This window comes from Streptomyces sp. NPDC050759, assembly GCF_044456945.1.
In the GTDB taxonomy this organism is placed as follows: Bacteria; Actinomycetota; Actinomycetes; order Streptomycetales; family Streptomycetaceae; genus Streptomyces.
In genome coordinates this window covers 67612-89614 of the sequence record NZ_JBITGI010000009.1, presented here as the reverse complement: position 1 = coordinate 89614, position 22003 = coordinate 67612, and the positions used below count along the sequence as shown (strand labels likewise).

At 70.4% G+C, this 22003-nt stretch carries 25 protein-coding genes and 1 tRNA gene; 14 read left to right on the top strand and 12 right to left on the bottom strand.

The features are described 5' to 3' along the window. Window positions 1-51: 51 nt before the first annotated feature. Window positions 52-125, top strand: a tRNA-Met gene (locus ACIBJB_RS25915). A gap of 49 nt (window positions 126-174) precedes the next feature. Here the strand turns inward: ACIBJB_RS25915 and ACIBJB_RS25910 are convergent. From ACIBJB_RS25910 to hisN, 6 genes are all read right to left on the bottom strand, one after another. Continuing rightward, window positions 175-1320 (bottom strand): ABC transporter substrate-binding protein, encoded by a 1146-nt coding sequence (locus ACIBJB_RS25910; protein ID WP_398933521.1) that lies wholly within the window; start codon window positions 1318-1320, stop codon window positions 175-177. Next, entirely contained in the window at window positions 1317-2177 is an 861-nt protein-coding gene (locus tag ACIBJB_RS25905; RefSeq protein ID WP_398933519.1) for an ABC transporter permease, read from the bottom strand. The genes ACIBJB_RS25910 and ACIBJB_RS25905 overlap by 4 nt, the downstream gene beginning before the upstream one ends. Next, window positions 2174-2905: an ABC transporter ATP-binding protein gene (locus tag ACIBJB_RS25900; RefSeq protein WP_398934009.1), complete on the bottom strand. Its 732-nt coding sequence runs from the start codon at window positions 2903-2905 to the stop codon at window positions 2174-2176. Before ACIBJB_RS25900 ends, ACIBJB_RS25905 begins: the two co-directional genes overlap by 4 nt. A 274-nt stretch (window positions 2906-3179) precedes the next feature. Further along, the gene (locus ACIBJB_RS25895; protein ID WP_007384586.1) at window positions 3180-3596 is read right to left on the bottom strand and encodes a Fur family transcriptional regulator; all 417 of its coding nucleotides are present in this window, start codon (window positions 3594-3596) and stop codon (window positions 3180-3182) included. 80 nt (window positions 3597-3676) lie between these two features. Further along, entirely contained in the window at window positions 3677-4075 is a 399-nt protein-coding gene (locus tag ACIBJB_RS25890; protein WP_398933516.1) for a cyclic nucleotide-binding/CBS domain-containing protein, read from the bottom strand. Window positions 4076-4256: 181 nt separating this feature from the next. Then, a complete protein-coding gene (gene hisN, locus ACIBJB_RS25885) occupies window positions 4257-5057 on the bottom strand; it encodes a histidinol-phosphatase (protein ID WP_398933514.1) in 801 nt (266 codons plus the stop codon). Between the two features lie 210 nt (window positions 5058-5267). On the opposite strand from hisN, the gene ACIBJB_RS25880 reads away from it, so the two are divergent. Continuing rightward, a complete protein-coding gene (locus tag ACIBJB_RS25880) occupies window positions 5268-5873 on the top strand; it encodes a TetR/AcrR family transcriptional regulator (RefSeq protein ID WP_398933512.1) in 606 nt (201 codons plus the stop codon). A 16-nt stretch (window positions 5874-5889) separates the two neighbouring features. Here ACIBJB_RS25880 and ACIBJB_RS25875 read toward each other — a convergent pair whose 3' ends face one another. From ACIBJB_RS25875 to ACIBJB_RS25860, 4 genes are all read right to left on the bottom strand, one after another. Beyond that, on the bottom strand, window positions 5890-6213 hold the full coding sequence (locus tag ACIBJB_RS25875) for a multidrug efflux SMR transporter (protein ID WP_266522149.1): 324 nt from the start codon (window positions 6211-6213) through the stop codon (window positions 5890-5892). A gap of 94 nt (window positions 6214-6307) precedes the next feature. After that, window positions 6308-7318, bottom strand: coding sequence for a ribosome small subunit-dependent GTPase A (gene rsgA / locus ACIBJB_RS25870; RefSeq protein ID WP_326664592.1), 1011 nt, complete (start codon window positions 7316-7318; stop codon window positions 6308-6310). Between the two features lie 12 nt (window positions 7319-7330). Next, window positions 7331-8656 (bottom strand): 3-phosphoshikimate 1-carboxyvinyltransferase, encoded by a 1326-nt coding sequence (gene aroA, locus ACIBJB_RS25865; RefSeq protein WP_398933509.1) that lies wholly within the window; start codon window positions 8654-8656, stop codon window positions 7331-7333. Between the two features lie 97 nt (window positions 8657-8753). After that, complete coding sequence (locus ACIBJB_RS25860) at window positions 8754-9476, bottom strand: M50 family metallopeptidase (RefSeq protein ID WP_398933507.1); 723 nt, start codon at window positions 9474-9476, stop codon at window positions 8754-8756. 50 nt (window positions 9477-9526) lie between these two features. Here ACIBJB_RS25860 and ACIBJB_RS25855 point away from each other — a divergent pair, with 50 nt between their 5' ends. From ACIBJB_RS25855 to ACIBJB_RS25810, 10 genes are all read left to right on the top strand, one after another. Beyond that, complete coding sequence (locus ACIBJB_RS25855) at window positions 9527-10342, top strand: SOS response-associated peptidase (protein ID WP_398933505.1); 816 nt, start codon at window positions 9527-9529, stop codon at window positions 10340-10342. A gap of 9 nt (window positions 10343-10351) precedes the next feature. Beyond that, complete coding sequence (locus ACIBJB_RS25850; RefSeq protein WP_398933503.1) at window positions 10352-10981, top strand: alpha/beta family hydrolase; 630 nt, start codon at window positions 10352-10354, stop codon at window positions 10979-10981. Between the two features lie 257 nt (window positions 10982-11238). Continuing rightward, window positions 11239-11922 carry an RNA polymerase sigma factor SigR gene (sigR, locus tag ACIBJB_RS25845; protein ID WP_007384596.1) on the top strand — a complete coding sequence of 228 codons (684 nt, stop codon included), beginning with the start codon at window positions 11239-11241 and terminating at the stop codon, window positions 11920-11922. Continuing rightward, window positions 11919-12230, top strand: coding sequence for a mycothiol system anti-sigma-R factor (gene rsrA, locus ACIBJB_RS25840; protein ID WP_365649428.1), 312 nt, complete (start codon window positions 11919-11921; stop codon window positions 12228-12230). Before sigR ends, rsrA begins: the two co-directional genes overlap by 4 nt. Window positions 12231-12346: 116 nt before the next feature. Next, entirely contained in the window at window positions 12347-13654 is a 1308-nt protein-coding gene (locus ACIBJB_RS25835) for an HD-GYP domain-containing protein (protein ID WP_398933501.1), read from the top strand. Then, window positions 13651-14910, top strand: coding sequence for an HD-GYP domain-containing protein (locus tag ACIBJB_RS25830; protein WP_398933499.1), 1260 nt, complete (start codon window positions 13651-13653; stop codon window positions 14908-14910). The genes ACIBJB_RS25835 and ACIBJB_RS25830 overlap by 4 nt, the downstream gene beginning before the upstream one ends. Window positions 14911-15014: 104 nt before the next feature. Then, the gene (locus tag ACIBJB_RS25825; RefSeq protein WP_057612214.1) at window positions 15015-15995 is read left to right on the top strand and encodes a hypothetical protein; all 981 of its coding nucleotides are present in this window, start codon (window positions 15015-15017) and stop codon (window positions 15993-15995) included. A gap of 74 nt (window positions 15996-16069) precedes the next feature. Continuing rightward, on the top strand, window positions 16070-16720 hold the full coding sequence (gene def, locus ACIBJB_RS25820; protein ID WP_398933497.1) for a peptide deformylase: 651 nt from the start codon (window positions 16070-16072) through the stop codon (window positions 16718-16720). Between the two features lie 248 nt (window positions 16721-16968). Further along, entirely contained in the window at window positions 16969-18087 is a 1119-nt protein-coding gene (gene cyc1, locus ACIBJB_RS25815) for an epi-isozizaene synthase (RefSeq protein ID WP_398933495.1), read from the top strand. After that, on the top strand, window positions 18084-19457 hold the full coding sequence (locus ACIBJB_RS25810) for a cytochrome P450 (RefSeq protein ID WP_398933493.1): 1374 nt from the start codon (window positions 18084-18086) through the stop codon (window positions 19455-19457). The genes cyc1 and ACIBJB_RS25810 overlap by 4 nt, the downstream gene beginning before the upstream one ends. Window position 19458: 1 nt before the next feature. Here ACIBJB_RS25810 and ACIBJB_RS25805 read toward each other — a convergent pair whose 3' ends face one another. Beyond that, window positions 19459-20424 carry a GlxA family transcriptional regulator gene (locus ACIBJB_RS25805; RefSeq protein WP_398933491.1) on the bottom strand — a complete coding sequence of 322 codons (966 nt, stop codon included), beginning with the start codon at window positions 20422-20424 and terminating at the stop codon, window positions 19459-19461. Window positions 20425-20516: 92 nt separating this feature from the next. Between ACIBJB_RS25805 and ACIBJB_RS25800 the strand changes: the two genes are divergently transcribed. Together ACIBJB_RS25800 and ACIBJB_RS25795 are read left to right on the top strand one after the other, a co-directional pair. Further along, on the top strand, window positions 20517-20687 hold the full coding sequence (locus ACIBJB_RS25800) for a hypothetical protein (RefSeq protein WP_398933489.1): 171 nt from the start codon (window positions 20517-20519) through the stop codon (window positions 20685-20687). Window positions 20688-20714: 27 nt separating this feature from the next. Then, a complete protein-coding gene (locus ACIBJB_RS25795; protein ID WP_398933487.1) occupies window positions 20715-21494 on the top strand; it encodes a hypothetical protein in 780 nt (259 codons plus the stop codon). Here the strand turns inward: ACIBJB_RS25795 and ACIBJB_RS25790 are convergent. Further along, window positions 21487-21972 carry a hypothetical protein gene (locus ACIBJB_RS25790; RefSeq protein ID WP_398933486.1) on the bottom strand — a complete coding sequence of 162 codons (486 nt, stop codon included), beginning with the start codon at window positions 21970-21972 and terminating at the stop codon, window positions 21487-21489. The genes ACIBJB_RS25795 and ACIBJB_RS25790 overlap by 8 nt on opposite strands. Between the last annotated feature and the right edge of the window lie 31 nt (window positions 21973-22003).

Below are 22003 nucleotides of genomic sequence, written 5' to 3'. Positions count from 1 at the left end.
GGAAGCGATTTGCCTCTGGCCTCCTCCTTCACGTAACGTTGCATTCATCGCCGCGGGGTGGAGCAGCTCGGTAGCTCGCTGGGCTCATAACCCAGAGGTCGCAGGTTCAAATCCTGTCCCCGCTACTGATGGCCGAGGGCCGGAATCCGAAAGGGTTCCGGCCCTCGGTGTTTCTCAGGGGCGGTGACCCACCGCCTCCTCGTACAGGCTTCTGTTCACCGTCTTCGATTCCGGCAGCGGCTCGCCCTCCGCCACGCCCTGTGACGTGTACGCCGCCTGCAGGCGGTCTGTCGTGCCGGACCTGATCTCCCAGTCCATGCGCAGGGACGGGGTGGATCTGAGGACGGCCTCGTCGGTCTTCAGGAGTTTCGCCAGGTAGGTGACGAAGGTCGCATCCGACTTGTAGTCGGCCGCGAAGTAGGTGTTCACCGTGCGGATGTAGGCCCGCAGCAGGGCGACCCCGGCGTCCACGTCGTCGTTCAGCAGGCCGGGACCGTAGAGCATGCCGCCCAGGGGCTCGCCGAGCGGCTGGCCGCCCAGGAAGGCGTAGCCGGGCTCGCCGTCGACCCTGCGCCAGACCGGGTCCAGGAGCCAGGCCGAGTCGACGCCGCCGTTCTGCAGGGCCGTGAGGACGTCGGCCGAACCGAGCTGCTGGTACTGGATCTCGTCGAGGCCGCCCCCGTGGCTTTCGAGGGCCTTCTCCATGGGATACGCGATCACCGAGCCCTTGCCGATCATCGTGCCCATCCTGCGGCCGGCCATCTTCACCTGGTCGCCGCTCTCGCCGTCCTTCAGGCGTACCCACAGGCCGCTCTTCGACTTCGGGTCGGGCGAGAAGTTCGCGGCGACCCAGCGGATGTCGAAACCGCCCCGGAGGCCGTTCATGACCGCCGCCTCGGGGGCCGCCCACAGCGCGTCGATGTCGCCCTTGGCGAGGAGGGGCAGCGAGTCGGGGGTCGGCAGCACCTTCAGGGTGACGTCCAGGCCCTCCTTCTTGAACTCGCCCTTGTCCAGCGCCACTTGGAGGGGTGCCACGTACTCCGCGCTCAGGGTGCCCGTGGCTATGGTGATCTTGCGGGGCTCGGGGAGCGGGGCGGGGGCGGGAGTGCCGGGCTCGCAGCGGGCCGGGGTGCGGGTCGGGGAGAGGTCGGCGGGGTCCGTCCAGGAGTGCGCGCCGCAGCCCGCCACCGGGCGGACGGTCCGTGTCCCACCCCCGCCCGCCTTGGACTCCGAGCTCGTCGAGTCATGTGACGCCGTGCAGGCTGTCGACGTCAGCAGGACGGCTGCGGTCAGTGCTGCGCCGTAGAACCGTGTTTTCACGACTGGCCCCTTCCGCGGTCCCTGGGTGCCCAGGGCGTGAGCAGGCGGCCCACGATGCGGACGAGTTCGGAGAAGAGGACTCCCAGGGCGGCCACGCAGACGATGCCGACGAACATCACGTCGTTCTGGAACAGGGCGCGTGAGTCGAAGATCAGGTGGCCCAGGCCGTTCGTCGCGGCGATCTGTTCCGAGGCGACGATCACCAGGACCGCCACGCCCGCCGCGATCCGGGCGCCGACCAGGACGGACGGGAGGGAGGCGGGGAGCAGGACGTGGCGGAACATCTGCCACGGCGAGGCGCCGAAGACCTGGCCCGCGTCGCGGTGGCCGGAGGGGATCGCGATCACCGCCGACATCGTCTGGATCCACACGAAGAAGAAGACCGTCGCCGCCACCAGGGCGATCTGGGGGCCCTCGCCCAGGCCGAACATGTTCAGGAAGACGGGGAGGAGGGCCAGTTTCGGTACTACGTACAGGGCGTCCAGCAGGGGTTCCAGGGCTGCCCTCACCAGGGGCAGCGAGCCCATCAGGAGGCCCAGGGCGTAGCCCGTGGCCGTGCCGATCGCGTAGCCCGCCAGGACGCGTTTCGTGGTCGCCCATACGTCCGGCCACAGGTCTCCGGCCGCCGCGCGGTCCCAGCCGTCGGCGAGGATCGTGGAGGGGGCGGGGTAGACGCGGTCGTCCAGCCAGGCCTGGGTGGCGGCCAGTTGCCACAGCAGGACCAGGAGCAGGGGGACCGCTGTCGCCAGGGTCAGTTCCAGGGCTCGTCTGCGGCGGTGGGTGCGTACCGGGTGCAGCTCTTCCGGGCCCGGGCGACGTACGAGTACGGAGACCTTCTCGGGAGCCACGGTCGTCATGCCGGTATCGCCTCCTTGCGCAGCAGGTCCCACAACTCGCTCTTCAGGGACGTGAATTCGGGCGCCGAGCGGATGTCGCCGGTCCGCGGGCGGGGGAAGGGCGGCCGGTGTTCGGCGATCAGCCGGCCCGGGCGGGCGGACATCACCAGGACGCGGTCGCCGAGGACGATCGCCTCCTCCAGGCTGTGGGTGATGAACAGGGTGGTGGTACAGAGGGTTTGTGTGATCTCCAGCAACTCGTCCTGGAGGATCATGCGGAGTTGGGCGTCCAGGGCCGCGAACGGCTCGTCCATCAGGAGCAGTTCGGGCCCTACGGCGAGGGCGCGCGCTATCGCGACCCGCTGGCGCATGCCTCCGGAGAGGGTCGCCGGGTACGCGTCGGCGAAGTCCGACAGGCCCATGCGGGCCAGCCACTCGTCGGCACGGGTGTTCGCCTCGCGGCGTGGGACGCGCTGGATGTCCAGGCCGAAGCGGACGTTGGCGCGGACGGACTTCCAGTCGTAGATGCCGTAGTCCTGGAAGATCATGGCAGCCGGGCGCGGTGCCGTCGTGCGGATCTCCAGGGTGCCCGTGCTCGGGCGGAGCAGGCCCGCGGCGATGCGCAGCAGCGTCGACTTGCCGCAGCCCGAGGGGCCGACCAGGCAGACGAACTCGCCCGGGTCGACGGTGAGGTCGAGCGGGCCGAGGGCTTCGACGGAGCGGGGCGGGCGGCCGAAGGTGCGGGTCAGGGCGGTGGCGTGGAGTTTGGGGCGCGGAGGGTCCGGGGTGGGCTGCGGTGGCGGTTCTCCCGCGGTGGGCTGCGATGGCTCCGGGGCGGGCTGCGGCTCTCCCGCGGTGGGGTCGGGGTGCGGATCTCCCACGGTTGCTCCTTGCGGAGTTCGGTACGGAGAGGGGGTGGCCGCACGACGATATGACGGTCCGTCAGATTCAGGAACCCCGTGGGCAGCACAAAGCCCCGGCGTCCGCGAAGGATGCCGGGGCTTCGTGCTGCCGTGAAGGCTGTTACGCCGCCGCGCAGTTCGGGCAGACGCCCCGGTACGTCACCTCGACGCCCGAGACGGTGAAGCCGAAACGCTCCGAGTCGGGAAGCTCGGTCAGCGGGTCGCCCGTGGGGTGGACGTCCCGGATGGCGCCGCACTGGGCGCAGACCAGGTGGTGGTGCGGTCGGTGGGCGTTCGGGTCGTACCTCTTGGCGCGCTTGTCGGTGGCGACCTCGAGCACCTCGCCGAGGCTGACCAGCTCGCCCAGCGTGTTGTAGACGGTCGCCCGGGAGATCTCGGGCAGCTTGGCCACGGCGCGCGCGTGGACCTCGTCGGCCGTCAGGTGGACGTGTTCGCCGTCGAGGACCTCGGCCACGACGCGCCGCTGCGCGGTCATCCGCCAGCCGCGGCCGCGCAGTCGTTCCAAAAGGTCGCTCATGCGTCCCAGCCTAACAGCAAGGGACCAGAATCCGAATGGGTGTGATTTTGGATGCCTACTGGATTTGGATCGAGTCCAGATCAGGAGCGGGCCGGCACACGCTGTCGGACAGGCGCCCAGCAGCGGATGATGTCGCGGACCGAGACGATGCCCGCGGGCTCGCCGTGGTCCAGGACGATGAGGTGCCGGAAGCCGCCGTGGGTCATCGCGTGCGCCGCCTCCTCCAGGGTCCAGGTCGGGGCGGCGAAGACGACGTCGGTGGTGGTGTGGGCATGGGCGTACTCCGCGTCCGGGCTCTGGCCGAGGCCCACGGAGTTGAGGATGTCGCGCTCGGTCAGTATGCCGATACCGGTGCCGTCGGGATCGAGGACCACGGCCGCGCCCACCCGGCGGGTGGACATCAGGGCGGCGGCCTGGCGGAGAGTGTGGGCGGGGCCGATGGTGAGGACCACCGTGCTCATGGCGTCGCGGACGAGCATGGGTTCGCAGTCACCTCCTGGGAGCCGGTGTTAGTTCACCGGTTCACAAGTTCACAAATGAGGGTCCTCTCAGAGTCGCAGGTAAAGCGAGGGTCAACAAGAGGGCGCGCGCCGCCGATTGAGGGCGTGCGCGCTCAGATGTGCTCCTTGGAAGCGCCCCTGGGCCTCCGGTGGAGGGGCGCTAGTAGCGCTCGTTGAGATAACCCAGGAACTCGTCGTGGAGCAGGCCGTTCGAAGCAGCCGCGTTGCCGCTGTGCGGGCCGGGGCGGCCGTCGAGGCCGGTGAAGGTGCCGCCGGCCTCCGTGACGACGATCGCGTTCGCCGCCATGTCCCAGAGGGAGAGCTCCGGCTCCGCGCAGAGGTCGATCGAGCCCTCGGCGACCATCATGTACGGCCAGAAGTCGCCGTACGCGCGCGTGCGCCACACCTCGCGGGTCAGGTCCAGGAAGCCGCCGAGGCGGCCCTGGTCCTCCCAGCCGGTGAGAGAGGAGTAAGCGAACGAGGCGTCCGAGAGCTTGCCGACCCGGGAGACGCGCAGGCGCGAGGCGGCGGAGAGGCTGCGCCCCGTGTAGGCGCCGTGCCCCTTCGCGGCCCACCAGCGGCGGCCGAGGGCGGGGGCGGAGACCACGCCGACGACGGGCTGGTAGCCGCCCTCCGCCGCCTCCATCAGGGAGATCAGCGTGGCCCAGACGGGAACGCCCCGTACGTAGTTCTTGGTGCCGTCGATGGGGTCGATGACCCAGCGGCGGGGGCCGGTGCCCTCGATGCCGAACTCCTCGCCGAGGATGGCGTCGCGGGGACGGGCGCGCTTGAGGTGGCCGCGGATGAGTTCTTCCGCCGCCTTGTCCGCCTCGCTGACCGGGGTCATGTCCGGCTTGGTCTCGACCTTGAGGTCCAGTGCCTTGAAGCGGGCCATGGTGGTCGCGTCGGCCGCGTCCGCGAGGACATGGGCGAGGCTGAGGTCGTCGAGGTAGTCGGGCATGTTGCGAACGGTATCTGTCGGTGTCGGTACGGGGCCAGCGGGCCCGGTGTGTGGACGCTGCGGGGGTTCGTGCAGACAGGGCCCGGTTTCGGGCGCCCACGCTCGTGAGGCGCCGCCGCGTGCGCCCCTTCCTGTCCTCGCGAACCCTTGACAGTGCTCCCGTGCGCGTCAAATCTGGGCGCAGAGCTGCTTGCTCCCTGGGAGGCGCTGATGCCTGCTGCGCGGGAATCGCTGCTGGACGCCGCTTATACGGCGTTGGCGCGTCGGCCGTGGTCCGCCGTGAGGATGGTGGATGTCGCCGCGACGGCCGGAGTGTCCCGGCAGACGTTGTACAACGAGTTCGGGAGCAAGGAAGGGCTGGCCCGCGCGCTGGTCAGACGAGAGGCCGACGGGTATCTCGTCGGCGTCGACCGGGCGCTCACCACGCACGGCGACGCCCGGGAGCGGCTGACCGCGACCGCCGAGTGGACCACCGCCTCCGCCCGGGAGAACGCGCTGGTACGGGCCATGCTCACCGGCTGCTGGAGTGAGCGGCTGCCCTCGCCGACGCTCTCCGCGGTGCCGTCCTCCTCCGCGGTGCCGGCGCAGCGCCGGGCCGACGGAGCGCTGCCGTCGCCCGGCGACTTCGTGGCACTGGTGCGCGACCGTGCCGTGTCCGCCCTCTCCGGACCCGGGGTGTACAAGTCGGACGTCCCCGACCTCGCCCGCTCCTGTGAACTGGCCGTCCGGCTCGCCCTGTCCTGTGTGGCGGCCCCGCCGGGTGAGGGCGGGGTCGGAGACCTGGTGCGGAGCGCGCTGCACCGGCAGCCGGTGTGAAGGGCCCTCGTGACCCTTAGTGGGAGGACCCCGACAGCTGGAGTCCGATCACGCCGATGATCACCAGGCTGATCGAGACGATCTTCAGTGTGGAGACGAGGTCGTCGAAGAAGATCATTCCGTAGATCGCGGTGCCCGCCGCGCCGATGCCGGTCCACACCGCGTACGCGGGGCCGACGTCCAGCTTCTTCAGGGACAGGGTCAGCAGGCCGAAGCTGCCGAGGGCGAAGATGCAGAACGCGATCGTCGGCCACAGTCGGGTGAAACCGTGGGAAAGCTTCAGACACACGGCGAAACCGGTCTCCAGCAACCCGGCCACCACCACCAGCAGCCACGCCATGTGCTGTCCTCCCGTATGTCCGGCTCGGTGCGATTATGCACTTACCGAACTCGCGTACACCCAAACAATGCGGAGGTCAGTCCCCCGCCCTCTCTCAGTCGCCCTCTGTCCGCTCCCGCGTCGAGAGCAGCCGCCGCAGGGAGTACAACCGGGCCGGATCGGCGTGCCCCTCGGCCACCCACGCGTCCAGCGCGCAGTCCGGCTCATCATGACTGCACGCGCGCGGACACCCCTCGGTTCCCGGGACCAGGTCGGGGAACGCGAGGATCACGCGGGAGGGGTCCACGTGGTGGAGGCCGAACGACCGTACGCCGGGGGTGTCGATCACCCAGCCGGCGTCGCCCGCCAGGGGAAGCGCCAGCGCCGACGTCGTGGTGTGGCGGCCGCGGCCGGTCACCGCGTTCACATGACCCGTCACCCGGCGCTGTTCCACCGGGACCAGCGTGTTGACCAGTGTCGTCTTGCCCACGCCCGAGTGACCGACGAAGGCAGTGATCTTGCCGTCGAGGTGCTCGCGCACCACGTCCGCAGCGCCGCCGTTCTCCAACTCCTCGCGGCTGGTGACGACGTACGGGATGTCCAGGTGGCCGTACAGCTCCAGCAGCTTGTCGGGCTGGGCGAGGTCCGACTTGGTCAGGACCAGCAGGGGGGTCAGGCCGCCGTCGAAGGCGGCCACCAGGCAGCGGTCGATCAGACGGGGACGGGGTTCCGGGTCGGCGAGGGCCGTGACGATGGCGAGCTGGTCGGCGTTGGCGACCACCACGCGCTCGTACGGATCGTCGTCGTCCGCCGTGCGGCGCAGGACCGAGGTGCGCGGTGAGATGCGGACGATGCGGGCCAGGGTGTCCTTCTCGCCTGAGAGATCGCCGACGATGTCCACCCGGTCTCCGACGACCGCGGCCTTGCGGCCCAGTTCGCGGGCCTTCATCGCCATGACGACCCTGTTGTCGACCAGACAGGTCAGACGGCCCCGGTCGACGGTGAGGACCATGCCCTCGACGGCTTCCTCGTGCTTGGGGCGGATGTTCGTACGCGGCCGGTTGCCCTTGCGGTTCGGGCGGCTGCGGATGTCGTCCTCGTCGGTGTGCTTGCCGTAGCGGCGCATGGCGTGAGTCCCCTACGCCTTCTCGCTCCCGAGCATCCCGCTCCACAGGTCGGGGAAGTCCGGCAGGGTCTTGGCCGTCGTCGCGACGTTCTCGATCTGTACTCCCTCGACCGCGAGGCCGATGATCGCGCCGGCCGTGGCCATGCGGTGGTCCTCGTAGGTGTGGAAGATCCCGCCGTGCAGCCGGCGCGGGCGGATGTGCAGACCGTCGGCCGTCTCGGTGACGTCACCGCCGAGTTCGTTGATCTCCTTGGTGAGCGCGGCCAGCCGGTCCGTCTCGTGCAGACGCAGATGGGCCACCCCGCGCAGGCTGGAGGGGGAGTCCGCGAGGGCCGCCACGGCCGCGATGCCGGGGGTCAGCTCGCCGACCTCGCCGAGGTCGACATCGATGCCGTGGATCGCACCCGAACCGGTGAACACCAGGCCGTACTCGGTGAGTTCGCAGGAACCGCCCATCTCGGTGAAGATCTCGCGCAGCCGGTCACCGGGCTGGGTGGTGCGGTGCGGCCAGTCCGGGACGACGACCTTGCCGCCGGTCACCAGCGCCGCCGCCAGGAACGGCTGCGCGTTGGAGAGGTCGGGCTCGACGGTGAGGTCCCGGCCCAGCAGGGCGCCCGGCGTGACCCGCCAGACGTTCGGCTCGCCGCCCGACTCCGGGGTGTCCACCTGGGCGCCCACCGCCCGCAGCATGTCCACGGTCATCCGGATGTGCGGCATCGACGGCAGGGCCGAGCCGACGTGGCGGACCTCGACGCCCTGGTTGAAGCGCGGGCCGGACAGCAGGAGCGCCGACACGAACTGGGACGACGAGGACGCGTCGATCTCGACCGGGCCGCCGTCCAGGGCGCCCCCGCCGTGCACCGTGAGTGGCAGCGCGCCGCGGCCGTCGTCGTCGATCCGGGCACCGAGGACGCGCAGGGCGTCGATCACACCGGTCAAAGGGCGTTCGTACGACCTCGGGTCGCCGTCGAAGCGGATCGGGCCGTCGGCGAGCGCGGCGACCGGGGGCAGGAAGCGCATCACCGTGCCGGCGTTGCCGACATCGACCGTGGCCGGGCCGGCGAGGCCCGTCGGAAGCACCCGCCAGGCCTCGCCCGAGCCGTCCGGGCCCACGCCCTCCTCGATCGCCACGCCCATCGCCCGCAGGGCGCCCGCCATCAGCAGGGTGTCCCGGGAACGCAGCGGGCGGCGCAGCCAGCCGGGCTCGGAGGCGAGGGCGGCCAGCACGAGGGCTCGGTTGGTGACTGACTTCGACCCCGGCACGTGGACCGTCGCGTCGACGGCTGCGCTCGCATGGGGGGCGGGCCAGAGGGCGGTGTCTGCGGGGTTCGAGGCCATGGGGTCCACTTTAGTGGGGGGTCGTCCGTCGGGGCCGCGCCGTCGCGGCTGGTCGCGCCGCGCGGCGGAGCAGGACCCGCACCCATGAGTCGGCTGGTCACACCTCCAGCAACCACCTTCCGCCGCCTATCAAGGAGCACAGGCTCACCGCGTGGAACAGGAACAGCCACAGCCCCGCCGGGACGTTGGTGAGGCGGGAGAGCTGGTCCGCGTCCGAGTCGCCGGCGCCGCCCCGCGCCCGCTTCGTCTGGAGCTCGAAGGCCGGACGCACCCCGCCGAGCAGCAGGAACCACACCACCGCGTACGCGAACGCCGCCTGCACCTGGGGCCCGGCGAGCCAGGACACCACCACGAAGGTGCCGCCCGTGAGCACCACCGTCAGCGCCCCGTACGCGTTGCGGATCATCACCAGCATCACCACCAGCAGGGCCGTCGCCGCCCACAGCAGCAGGGTGATCCGGCCGGCGGCCAGCAGGGCGGCGCCGCCGAGGCCGAGCAGCGGGGGAGCGGTGTAACCGGCCGCCGCCGTGAGGATCATGCCGATCCCGTGCGGCTTGCCCCGGCTGACCGTCAGTCCGCTGGTGTCGGAGTGCAGCCGTATGCCGGTGAGCTGACGCCCCGTGAGCAGGGCGACCAGGCCGTGGCCGCCCTCGTGGGCGATGGTGATGGCGTTGCGCGAGAGCCGCCACAGCGTATGCGGGACAACTATGGCGAGCGCCGCCACCATGGTGGCCAGCACCACCCACAGGTCGGGGTCGGGCTGCAGGCCGACGAGGCGGTCCCAAAGGTCGGGCAGCGCGGTCGATGCGGTGCTGTCCATGTTTCCCGGTGGCTCCCTCTCCTCGTACGGAGTCTGGCAGTGTGGCACGTATGTGCGGACGGTATGCAGCGAGTCGTGGGCCCGAGGATCTCGCAGGAATCTTTGAGATCGAGAAGTGGGACCCGGAAGAGACCCTGGAGCCCGACTACAACGTGGCCCCGACCAAGGAGGTCTACGCCGTCCTCGACCGTCCCCTCAAGGACGCCGAGGACCCGCGACCGGTTCGGCAGCTGCGGAAGCTGAAGTGGGGGCTGGTCCCGAGCTGGTCGAAGTCCCCCGAGGGCGCTGCCCGGATGATCAACGCGCGCGCGGAGACCGTGCACGAGAAGCCGTCGTACAAGAGGGCCTTCGCCACCCGCCGTTGCATCATCCCGGCCGACGGCTACTACGAGTGGGTCACCGGCTCCGGCGAGCGGGAGCTGGAGGTCGAGGGGAAGAAGAAGCGGCCGCGCAAGCAGCCCTACTTCGTGCTGCCCGCCGACGGTTCGGTGTTCGCGATGGCCGGACTGTACGAGTTCTGGCGCGACAAGACGCTGCCCGACGACCATCCGCAGGCCTGGTGGGCGACCTGCTCCGTGATCACCACGGAGGCGGAGACGGGCCCGCTGGCCGTCTCCCCGGCCGACGGCCCGCGGTCCCTCGTCGACATCCACCCCCGGATGCCGCTGATGCTGACCCCGGACCGCTGGGACACCTGGCTCGACCCGTCCCGCACGGACGTGGAGGACCTGCGCTCGCTGCTCGCGCCCCCGCCCGAGGGGCTCATGCGGGCCTACCCGGTCTCCACCGCCGTCAGCAACGTCCGCAACAACGGGCCGGAGCTGCTCAAGGAGCTGGAGGGGCCGGAAGAGGGCACTCTCTTCTAGCCTTCTGGTGTGAAGACCGAGATCATCAGCACCGAGGCCGGGGACGCCCGCATCACCTGGCACCCGGCGCGGCAGGCGCGGCTCGTGCTGGCCGCCGGCCATGGCGCCGGCGGCGGCATCGAGGCACGGGAGCTCCAGGCGCTCGCCCACGTGCTCCCCGGCCAGGGCGTGAGCGTCGCTCTGGTCGAGCAGCCCTGGCGGGTGGCCGGCAAGAAGGTCGCGCCGGCTCCGAAGACGCTGGACGTGGGATGGCGGGGCGTCTGGCCCTCGCTCGTGGGGCCCGGCCTGCCGGTGATCTCCGGCGGGCGCAGTGCCGGGGCCCGGGTCGCCTGCCGTACGGCCGTGGAGCTGGGCGCCGCCGCCGTCCTCGCCCTGAGCTTCCCGCTGCACCCGCCGGGCAGGCCGGAGAAGTCCCGCGCCGGGGAGCTGCTCGGATCCGGGGTGCCCACCCTGGTCGTCCAGGGCGGCAACGACCCGTTCGGGAAGCCGGAGGAGTTCCCGGACGGATCCTTCGAACTGGTCGAGGTGCCGTACGGCGATCATGGCTTCGCCGTGGCGAAGCGGGCGGAGATCACGCAGGAGGAGGCCGTGACGGTTATCACCGACGCGGTCTTGAAGTGGGTCGGGTCACTGGGGTAAAGGCCCGGGAATGCTGAGCCGCGGACCTCTGTTGAGGCGGACAGAAGCGCTGAGGAACAGCGCAGATCGCCGTACGAGAGGAAGTCCGCCGCATGGGTTCGACCTTCTGCCCGAGGCGCACCAGTCGCGCTGACCTGGACTGGACGGTGCTGCATGCGGCCAAGACCACCCCGATTCGGGGGGCGGCCGGGACGGGAAGTCGTCTATCCTCCAATTCCGGTGGCACCGGTTTCGTTGCTGCCCGGAATCTTGAGGAGGTGGGTCCGGTCACTGGGATCGACGCTGGGACCGACAACGGCCAGGCGGAGCAGCCCGAGGGCCAGGGCGCGAGCACGGAGTCGACTGCGGAGCGCACCGCGCGCTTCGAGCGGGACGCGCTCGAATTCCTCGACCAGATGTACTCGGCCGCTCTGCGTATGACGCGCAACCCGGCCGACGCCGAGGACCTGGTGCAGGAGACGTACGCCAAGGCGTACGCGTCCTTCCACCAGTTCCGCGAGGGGACCAACCTCAAGGCGTGGCTGTACCGGATCCTCACCAACACGTTCATCAACTCGTACCGCAAGAAGCAGCGCGAACCCCAGCGCTCCGCGGCCGAGGAGATCGAGGACTGGCAGCTCGCCCGCGCCGAGTCGCACATGTCGACCGGTCTGCGCTCCGCCGAGTCGCAGGCGCTCGACCACCTGCCCGACTCGGACGTGAAGGAAGCGCTCCAGGCGATCCCCGAGGAATTCCGCATCGCCGTCTACCTCGCTGACGTAGAGGGCTTTGCGTACAAGGAGATCGCGGACATCATGGGGACACCCATCGGAACGGTGATGTCCCGACTGCACCGGGGCCGCCGTCAACTGCGCGGCATGCTCGAGGACTACGCCCGTGAGCGCGGGCTCGTCCCGGCCGGTGCCGGAGAGTCGAACGAAGCGAAAGGCTCGGGCTCATGAGCTGCGGAGAGCCGCACGAGACGGACTGCAGTGAGGTACTCGATCATCTCTACGAGTTCCTCGACAGTGAGATGCCGGACGTCGATCGCGTCAAGTTCAAGCAGCACTTCAACGAGTGCTCTCCGTGCCTGGAGAAGTACGGTCTCGAAGAGGCCGTGAAGAAGCTCGTCAAGCGGTGCTGCGGCCATGACGACGTGCCGACCGACCTGCGCTCCAAGGTGCTGGGGCGGCTCGACCTGATCCGCTCAGGACAGGCCGTGCCCGAGCACGACGTGACGGCTTCGCCGGTGACACCGCAGGAGTCCTGAGCGGTCCGGTCGCCGTTCACTCGAACGTGCTAATCGGCAGGTGATCAGCCCACACCGCCTCCCCTCGCCGTCCTAGGCTCCTCGCAGCTGTGCGGACCTGGGGCTGGAGGGGCGAGATGGAGGCGGTACCGGCACGCGCGCGTGCGTTCGTCGCCTGTGTCGCCGTTGCCGCGCTGCTCTGTCTGCTGCCGCTGCCGGCCGTACGCACCCCCTGGTGGGAGGTCGCGCTGCTCGCCGCGCTCTCCGCCGGATGTGAGCAGGCCGCCGCGCGCCGGCGGTTCGCCGGCACCATTTATCCCGTCCTGCTGGCCGGTGCCTTTCTGCTGCCGCCCCCGGCCGCCGCCCTCGTGGCCCTGCCGGGGGCGCTGCTGTCCCCGGTCGAGCAGCGTCCGCGCGGGCTGCGCCGTCTCTGGCGGGCCGCGCAGCTCGCGGTGGGCGTGTGGGCGGCCGCACGGGTGCACGGGGCGACGGGCGGCCGGGACGCCGTCGTGGCCTCCGACTTCCCGTACGCGCTGGTCCCGGCCGGGGTCGCGGTGCTCGTCTTCTGCCTGGTGCTGAGCCTGCTGGACGGGGGGATCCTGGCGCTCGCCGAGAGGATTCCCGTACGGCGGGCCTGGCGCGGCCTGTTCCTCCGCTCCCTCGCCCCCGTCGCCGTACACGGGCTGGCCGGGCTCATGATGGCCGTCCTGTGGCGCAGTCCCTACGGTCCCGTCGCCGCGCTGCTCGTGCTGCTGCCGATGTGCGTGTCTTGGTGGGTGTTCGCGCAGTACCACCGGGAACGCGCCGCCCACCAGGCCACCATCCGGGCGCTGGTGCAGGCCGTCGACATCAAGGACGAGTACACACGCGGGCACAGCGAGCGGGTCGGGCAGGCGTCGATGATGATCGCGCGGGAGCTCGGCATGGACGACGCCCGGATCGAGGTGCTGCGGTTCGCCGGGATCCTGCACGACGTCGGAAAGCTCGGCGTGCCGACGCGGCTGCTCAGGAAGGACGGGCCGCTGACCCCGCAGGAACGGCGGATCATCGAGCTGCATCCCGAGTACGGGCACGAGATGGTCCGGGGCATCTCCTTCCTCGGGGAGGCCCGCGCCGCCGTACTGCACCACCATGAGCGGCTGGACGGGAGCGGGTACCCGTACGGACTGACAGGGGGTCAGATCCCGGAGTCCGCACGGGTGGTGGCGGTGGCCGACGCCTTCGACGCGATGACGTCCACCCGGTCCTACCGTCGCGCCCGGCCCGTCGGCGCCGCGCTGGAGGAGCTGGAGCGGTGCGCGGGCAGCCAGTTCGACCCACGGATGGTGACGGCCCTCGTCCGCGCCCTGTCCCGGCACGGCTGGCATCCGGCGGTAACGGCCGACGAGCCCGGTGTGCCGCGTCCTCGTCCGGCGGTCACGGGGCGGTCGGGGGTACGCCGGTGAGGGCCCCGCAGGCATCCTGCCGGGTGCCGCCCCTCCTCACCCTGGTCCACACCTCCGCCGCCCTCCTCGCCACCGGCTCGCTCGCCTTCGTCCTGTGGACCGGTCTCGAGGAGCGCGGTACCGCCCTCACCTTCGGGGTGCTGATCGCGGTCGGCGAGCTCAACCGGCGCAGCGGCCCCCACGTCAGGGAGGCCGCGCCCCTCGGTGCCGCCGGGGCGCTGTCGTACGCCCTGCTCGGCGAGAACGCCGGTGCGCCCACACATCACGGCGCCGCCCAGGTCGTCACCGTCGTCCTCGCCGCCTCCCTCGTCGGCAGCGTGCCGCACGTCGGACGCGGACAGGGTCCCACCGCCGACCAGCTCGCCCGCCGCGTCCTGACCGTCGGATTCGCCGCCGTGTGCTTCCAACCCCTGTACAACCAGGGGACCTTCGCGCAGTGGAGCGGTCCCGCGTACGCCCTGCTCCTGCTCGCCCTGCTCTCGCTCACCGCGCTGTGCGACGCCGTGCTGGCGGCCGCCCTGGCGCACTCCCGCACCCGCTGGCCCTTCGGCCCGCTGCTCAGGGACGAGCTGCGGGCCCTGCTCGGCATCGGGTCCGCCGTCGTGGCCACCGGGGCCGTGATGGCGCTCGCGGTCGCCGTCGCGGGACCGTGGGCGCTGCCCGTCTTCTCGGTGCCGCTGCTGCTCACCCAGCTCTCCGTCCGCCGGTACGCCGCCGTCCGTTCCACCTACCGGCAGACCATCGCCTCCCTCGCCCGCGCCACCGAGATAGCCGGGTACACGCCCGCCGGGCACGCCCGCAGGGTCGCCGCGCTCAGCCGGGAGGTGGGGCGCGACCTGGGACTGTCCCGGCCCGAGCTCACCGTCCTGGAGTACGCCGCCCTCATGCACGACATCGGCCAGCTGAGCCTCGTCGACCCGGTGCCCGCGGGCGCCACCGCGGACCTGCCCCTCGCCGAACAGCGCCGTATCGCGCTCCTCGGCGGGGCCGTCGTACGGCAGACGGGGGTGGACGCGGCCGTCGCCGTGGTCGTGGAGCGCCAGGCCGACCCCTGCCGGGAGCAGCCGCTGGCCGCGCGGATCGTGCGGGCCGTGAACGCGTACGAGGAGAAGGCGCGGGACGCCGGACCCGGCGGGGCACTGACCGCGCTCGAGGAGCTGCGCCTGGGCACCGCGGGGGACTACGCTCCGGAGGTCGTGGAGGCGCTGGCCAGGGTGCTGTCGAGAGACTGTCTGACCTCCCCCGTGACGGGGTAACCCATGGGTAATGAGCGCCCTTCCAAGCACACGTGGTTGGATGCGAGAGAGAGGGTGTCCGGGGGCACAGCCAGCCCACTCGACGGAACTGGCAGGCGGGAATCGTGAGGATCTTCGGCAAGGGACGGCACCGGCCCTCCGCCTCGTGGCGGCAGGCCACGGACCGCGCGTTCACGCTGATCGGCGACGGCCGGTACGAGGACGCGGGCGCGCTGCTGACACGTGCCGCGGACCTGGAGCCGTGGCTGTCGGAGTCCTGGTTCAACCTCGCCCTGCTCCACAAGTTCCGGCACGACTGGGAGCAGGCGCGGGCCGCCGGCCTCAGGGCCGTGGCGCTGCTCGACCGCGAGACCGGGGCGCCCGACTGGTGGAACGTCGGCATCGCCGCGACCGCGCTCCAGGACTGGTCGCTGGCCCGGCGGGCCTGGCAGGCGTACGGGCTGCGGGTGCCCGGTGGGGCCACCGACGCCGGTGAGCCGCTCGGCATGGACCTCGGCAGCGCGGCCGTACGGCTGTCCCCCGAGGGGGAGGCCGAGGTGGTCTGGGGGCGGCGGCTCGACCCGGCCCGGATCGAGGTGCTGTCCATCCCGCTGCCGTCCTCCGGGCGGCGCTGGGGCGAGGTCGTGCTGCACGACGGGGTACCGCACGGTGAGCGGACCACGGCGTCCGGGCACGCGTACCCCGTCTTCGACGAGATCGAGCTGTGGGCTCCTTCGCCCGTCCCCACCTGGGTGGTTCTCCTGGAGGCGGCCACCGAGGCGGACCGGGACGCGCTGGAGCAGCTCGCGGCGGACGCCGGGTTCGCGGCGGAGGACTGGTCGTCGTCGGTGCGGTTGCTGTGCCGGATGTGCTCCGAGTCACGGATGCCGTCGGACGAGGGCGACGGGGAGCACCTGGACCCCCATGACCACAGCGAACCGGGACACCCGGGGCCGCTGGGGCACCGCACGGACGGTCAGCTGTGGGTGCCGGAGCGGGAGTGCGGGGTGGCTGCGCCGGCTTCGCTGGTTCGGGGGTTGTTGGACGGGTGGGTCGCGGACAGTCCGGATTCGCGTGACTGGCGGGATCTCGAAGAGGTCTGCTGAACATTCGCCGTACCCTGTATCAGCATCACACCCCCCCATGTTCTTTGTTTGTGCAGGAAGGCGATCCGTAGGTCATGGCCCAGCAGGACACCGATCAGCAGCACGCGGGCGTGCTCCCCGTCGACGACGAGGGGTTCGTCATCGACACCGAGGACACCGAGGAGCGGGAGAACGCCTGGCGTGAGCGCGGCACCTCGCGGCCCATCACCGTCGTCGGGAACCCCGTCCTGCACAAGGAGTGCAAGGACGTCACCGAGTTCGGTGAGGAGCTCGACCAGCTGGTCGCGGACATGTTCGCCAGTCAGCGCACCGCCGAGGGCGTCGGCCTCGCCGCCAACCAGATCGGCGTCGACCTGAAGGTCTTCGTGTACGACTGCCAGGACGACGAGGGCCGGCGGCACGTGGGTGTCGTCTGCAACCCGAAGCTCGTGGACCTGCCCGCGGACAAGCGCCGCCTCGACGACAGCAACGAGGGCTGTCTGTCGGTGCCCACCGCGTACGCGCCGCTCGCCCGCCCCGACTACGCCGAGGTCACCGGGCAGGACGAGAAGGGCAACCCGGTCAAGGTCCGTGGCACCGGCTACTTCGCCCGGTGTCTGCAGCACGAGACCGACCATCTGTACGGCTACCTCTACATCGACCGGCTCTCCAAGCGCGAACGCAAGGACGCGCTGCGGCAGATGGCCGAGAGCGAGCCCCGCTACCCCGTGGTCGCGAACGACTGACGTCCCACGACTCCCGCCCGCACGGCGCCTGTTCAGGAATCACTCCCCGAACAGGCGCCGTTCGCATGTGCGTCGCACGTTCGATCGGATGTGCTCACATAGTGTTCCGATTCGAGTCACACATAGGGAGAATCCCGACACCGTGGGGTAGTGAATGAAGCAAATCCGTTCCCAGAATGGTCAGTTGTGGTGCTGAATGGGAAGGGCGGGGATACGCAACGGCGCACGCCCGGTTCAGCGGCAGGGGCATGCGTCAACTGGCGGCTGGAAGGGGTTTGTTCGTGCCTGCTTTCCCACACAGCACCACATCGACGCCGACGGCGATCGCGGTTCCACCGTCGCTCTCTCTCCCGGTGATCGAGGCAGCGTTTCCCAGGCAACTGCATCCGTATTGGCCCAGGCTCCAGGAGAACACCCGTACCTGGCTTCTGGAAAAGCGGCTCATGCCGGCGGACAAGGTGGCGGAATATGCCGACGGACTGTGCTACACGGACCTCATGGCGGGGTACTACCTCGGCGCCCCCGACGCGGTCCTCCAGGCGATAGCGGACTTCAGCGCGTGGTTCTTCGTCTGGGACGACCGGCACGACCGTGACATCGTCCACCGCCGTCCGCGCGCGTGGCGGCGGCTGAGGTTCCGGTTGCACGCGGCGCTCGACTCCCCACGGGATCATCTGCACCACGAGGATCCGCTGGTCGCCGCCTTCGCCGACTGCGTGGTGCGGCTGTACTCGTTCCTGCCGCGGATGTGGAACACCCGGTTCGCCGGGCACTTCCACGACGTGATCGAGGCCTACGACCGGGAATTCCGCAATCGCACCAGGGGAACCATTCCCACGGTCAAGGAATACCTGGCACTGCGCCGCCTCACCTTCGCGCACTGGATCTGGACGGATCTGCTGGAGCCGAGCGCGGGATGCGAACTCCCGGGCGAGGTGAGGAAACACCCGGCATACCAGCGGGCGGCCCTGCTGAGCCAGGAATTCGCCGCCTGGTACAACGACCTCTGTTCGCTGCCCAAGGAAATCGCGGGAGACGAGGTCCACAATCTCGGCATCAGTCTCATCAAGCACGAGGGGCTGACTCTCGAAGAGGCGATCCGGCACCTGCGGCGGCTGGTCGAGAAATGCGTGGACGCATTCCTCGTCGCCGAGGCCGACGCCCTCCGTTTCGCGGACGGCCTCGACGACGGAACCGCGCGGGGAAAGGAACTGAGCGCCGCCGTCCGGGCCTGCGTCCGCAATATGCGCAACTGGTTCAGCACCGTCTACTGGTTCCACCACGAGTCCGGCCGTTACATGGTCGACAGCTGGGACGACCGGTCCACGCCCCCGTACGTCAACAACGAAGCGGCAGGTGAGAAATGACCGTCGAATCCGTGAAACCCGAAGCCACGGTGGCTCCCGAGTTGCGTGAGCCGCCGTTCGCGGGCGGGCGCGTCCCCGTCCTCGGCCATGGCTGGCGGATGGTCCGCGATCCGCTGAGCTTCATGTCCGGTCTCCGGCGGCACGGCGATGTCGTACGCCTCAGGCTGGGCCCCAAGACGGTGTACGCGCCCACCACCCCGGAACTGACCGGAGCGGTGGCGCTCAACCCGGACTTCATCATTGCCGGCCCGCTGTGGGAGTCCCTGGAGGGACTGGTCGGCAAGGAGGGCGTGGCCACCGCGAACGGCCCCCGGCACCGGCGGCAGCGGCGCGTCATCCAGCCCGCCTTCCGGCTCGACGCGATCCCGGCGTACGGGCCGATCATGGAGGAGGAGGCGCATGCGCTCGCCGAGCGCTGGCGGCCCGGTGAGACCGTCGACTGCACCTCCGAGGCCTTCCGGGTCGCCGTGCGTGTTGCGGCCCGCTGTCTGCTGCGCGGGGACTTCATGGACGAGCGCGCCGAACGGCTGTGCGTCGCGCTCGCCACCGTCTTCCGGGGCATGTACCGGCGGATGGTGATACCCGCCGGGCCGCTGTACCGGCTGCCCCTGCCGCCCAACCGGAAATTCAATCGGGCGCTGGCCGATTTGCATCTCCTCGTCGACGAGATCGTCGCCGAGCGCAGGGCATCCGGTCAAAAGCCGGACGATTTGCTGACGGCATTGCTGGCGGCGAAGGACGAGAATGGCGAGCCCATCGGGGAACAGGAGGTCCACGACCAGGTCGTCGCGATACTCACCCCCGGCAGCGAAACCGTCGCGGCCACGGTCATGTGGTTGCTCCAGGCTCTTGCCGCACACCCGGAACACGCGGACAAGGTGTGCGCGGAAGTCGAATCGGTCACCGGCGGACGTCCCGTGGCATTCGACGACGTCCGGGCCCTCACGTACACGAACTATCTGGTGATCGAGGTCATGCGTTTACGGCCCGCCGTGTGGATATTGACGCGGCGGGCGGTGCGGGACACGGAACTCGGTGGCTGTCGCATTCCGGCCGGGGCCGACATCGTGTACAGCCCGTACGCGATCCAGCGCGATCCGAAGTCGTACGACGACAGCCAGGAGTTCGATCCCCTGCGCTGGAGTCCCGAGCGGGCCAGGTCCGTGCCGAAACACGCCATGAGTCCGTTCAGCACGGGTAACCGGAAGTGCCCGAGCGATCATTTCTCGATGGCCCAGCTGACGCTGATCACGGCGGCGCTGGCCCGGAAGTACCGCTTCGAGCAGGTGCCCGGATCCGACGACACCCCACGGGTGGGCATCACGCTGAAGCCGGCCGGGCTTCTGCTGAAACCCGTGCCGAGGACGTAGGTCAGGCGGCCGCCTCCGGGCCCTGGAAGGTGCGCCGGTAGGCGTTCGGGGTGGTGCCGACCGCGCGCAGGAACTGGTGACGCAGCGCGGCCGCGGTGCCGAACCCCGCCCGGCCGGCGATCGCGTCCACCGTCTCGTCCGTCGCCTCCAGCAACCGCTGGGCCAGCAGCACCCGTTGGCGCAGGATCCAGCGGTAGGGAGTCGTACCCGTCTCCTGCTGGAAGCGGCGGGCGAAGGTGCGCGGGGACATGTGCGCGCGCTCGGCGAGCTGCTCGACGGTGACCTCCTCGTCGAGGTGCCGCTCCATCCACACCAGCACCTCGCCGACGGTGTCGCACTTCGACCGGGGCAGCGGCCGCTCGATGTACTGCGCCTGCCCGCCGTCCCGGTGCGGCGGTACGACCATGCGCCGGGCGATCTTGTTGGCGACCTCGGGGCCCTGCTCCTTGCGCACGATGTGCAGACAGGCGTCGATGCCGGCGGCGGTGCCCGCGGAGGTGATCACCGGGTCCTCGTCGACGTACAGGACGTCCGGCTCGACCGTCAGCCGAGGATAGGCGAGCGCGAGCTCCTCCGCGTGGTGCCAGTGCACGGCGCAGCGCCGGCCGTCGAGCAGTCCGGCCGCCGCGAGCACGAAGACGCCGGAGCACACGCTGAGCACCCGTGCCCCGCGGTCGACCGCGTCGCGCAGGGCCTCGAGCAGCTCGGGCGGAAAGTCCCGCGTCTCGTAGCGGGCGCAGGCCGGCACGGCGATCAGGTCGGCCGACTCCAGCCGCTCCAGGCCGTGCTCGACGTGGACGGCGAAGCCCGCCCGCGAGGTCAGCGTCGGGCCCTCGGCCGAGGCGACCGCGAAGTCGTACACGGGCAGTCCGTCGTCGCTGCGGTCGGTGCCGAAGACCTCGCAGACGACTCCGAGTTCGAAGGGATTCACTCCGTCCAGGATGACGGCGGCCACGTTCTTCAGCATGCTGCCAGTGTGCCTCAGGCTTGGCAGTAAATCGAGGGTGTGCGGCAGTCCTGCCACTGTTTGTCAGCAGTCAACGGCGCGAGAGTAGTGACATGACTTCAGCACAGACAGAAGGACTGATCGCCATGCTGACTGTTTTCGCCATCTTCGTCCTCCTGGTCCTCCCGTCGGTGATCGGGATCGTGCACGACAAGCGGGTCGACCGTCAGATCCGGAAGGCGCACGAGTACCGGACCGCACGCCGGACGACCCGAACGGTCTAGTCTCTCCTGAACCAACAGGGGAGGATCATGAAACACAGACTGTGGGCCGTGGCAGGCGGGGCGGTAGCCCTGACCCTGCTCACGGCCACCGGCGCCCATGCCGAGGGGGAGGGTGACATCAGGGTCACCAAGGCCGTCGTGAACAAGGGCAACAACGTCATCGTCGGGACGGCCAAGGTCATCGACTACCCGGTCGCCATCACCATCAAGGACGACTCGGGGGTCAAGGGACTCTCGCACGTCAGCACTTACAGCATGTCCGCTCACGAAGGCGGCGGCTTCGCCGAGTGGGTCGGCAGCTCGTGCGTGAGGAAGTCGTCGACCACGTCGGTGTGCACGGCCACGATGAGGATCACCCCGGAGTGGATCCCCGGCTACAGCGACGCCGACAGCAACAAGTCCGCCGGTAAATGGGTGGTCAACGCCACCGTCAAGGCCAACGACGGCGACTACTGGATCTCGGACCACATCGCCGAGTACAAGGTCAAGCGTGCCGCGAAGCTCACCACGGACGCGAGCCCCGAACCCGTCGCCAAGGGCGCCCAGCTCACCGTCAAGGGCAAGCTCTCCCGGGCCAACTGGGAGGACCTGAAGTACCACGGCTACCCGGGCCAGTCGGTCAGGCTCCAGTTCCGCGCGGCCGGCGCCGCCCACTACAGCACGGTCAAGACCGTGAAGACGGACAACGTGGGCCGGCTCAGCACCAAGGTGACCGCCACGTCGGCGGGCAGCTGGCGCTGGTACTTCCCCGGCACCACGACGACCTCGCTGAAGGTGTCGGCCGGGGACGCGGTCGCGCTCAGGTGACCAGCACGGTGACCCGCCACTCCTGAATCCCCTTGCACGAGACCCGGCCGGTCTCGGTGGCGCACAGGGGGCGCTGTGAACTGAGCCGTACCTGACCCGCCGAGACCGCCTTGTACGCGGAACTCGCGTCACCGGGCAACAGGACGATGCCGCTGTTGGTGGCCTCCAGGCCACTGCCGTCGACGGCGACCGGCTTCCAGGGGCGGCTCTTCGTCCCGTCCAGCGAGATCCGGATCGTGTCGCCCACCGCGAGGCAGACGGTGTCCCCGCTGTCGGTGGCGCCGAGCTCCGCCCGGGTCGTGCACCCCGTCGCGGTGGGCGCGGGGGAGGTGGGGGACGTGGGGGACGTGGGGGAGGACGGCGACACGCTGTCGCCGCCTCCCCCCTTCCCGTTCCCGTTCCCGGCTTCGGTGCCGCACCCCGCGAGAAGCAGCGTCAGGGTCGCGAGGGCGAGGGTCGTCTTGCGGATCGGGCGCATGGATGGCCTCCTTCCCTCTTGGACGTACCAC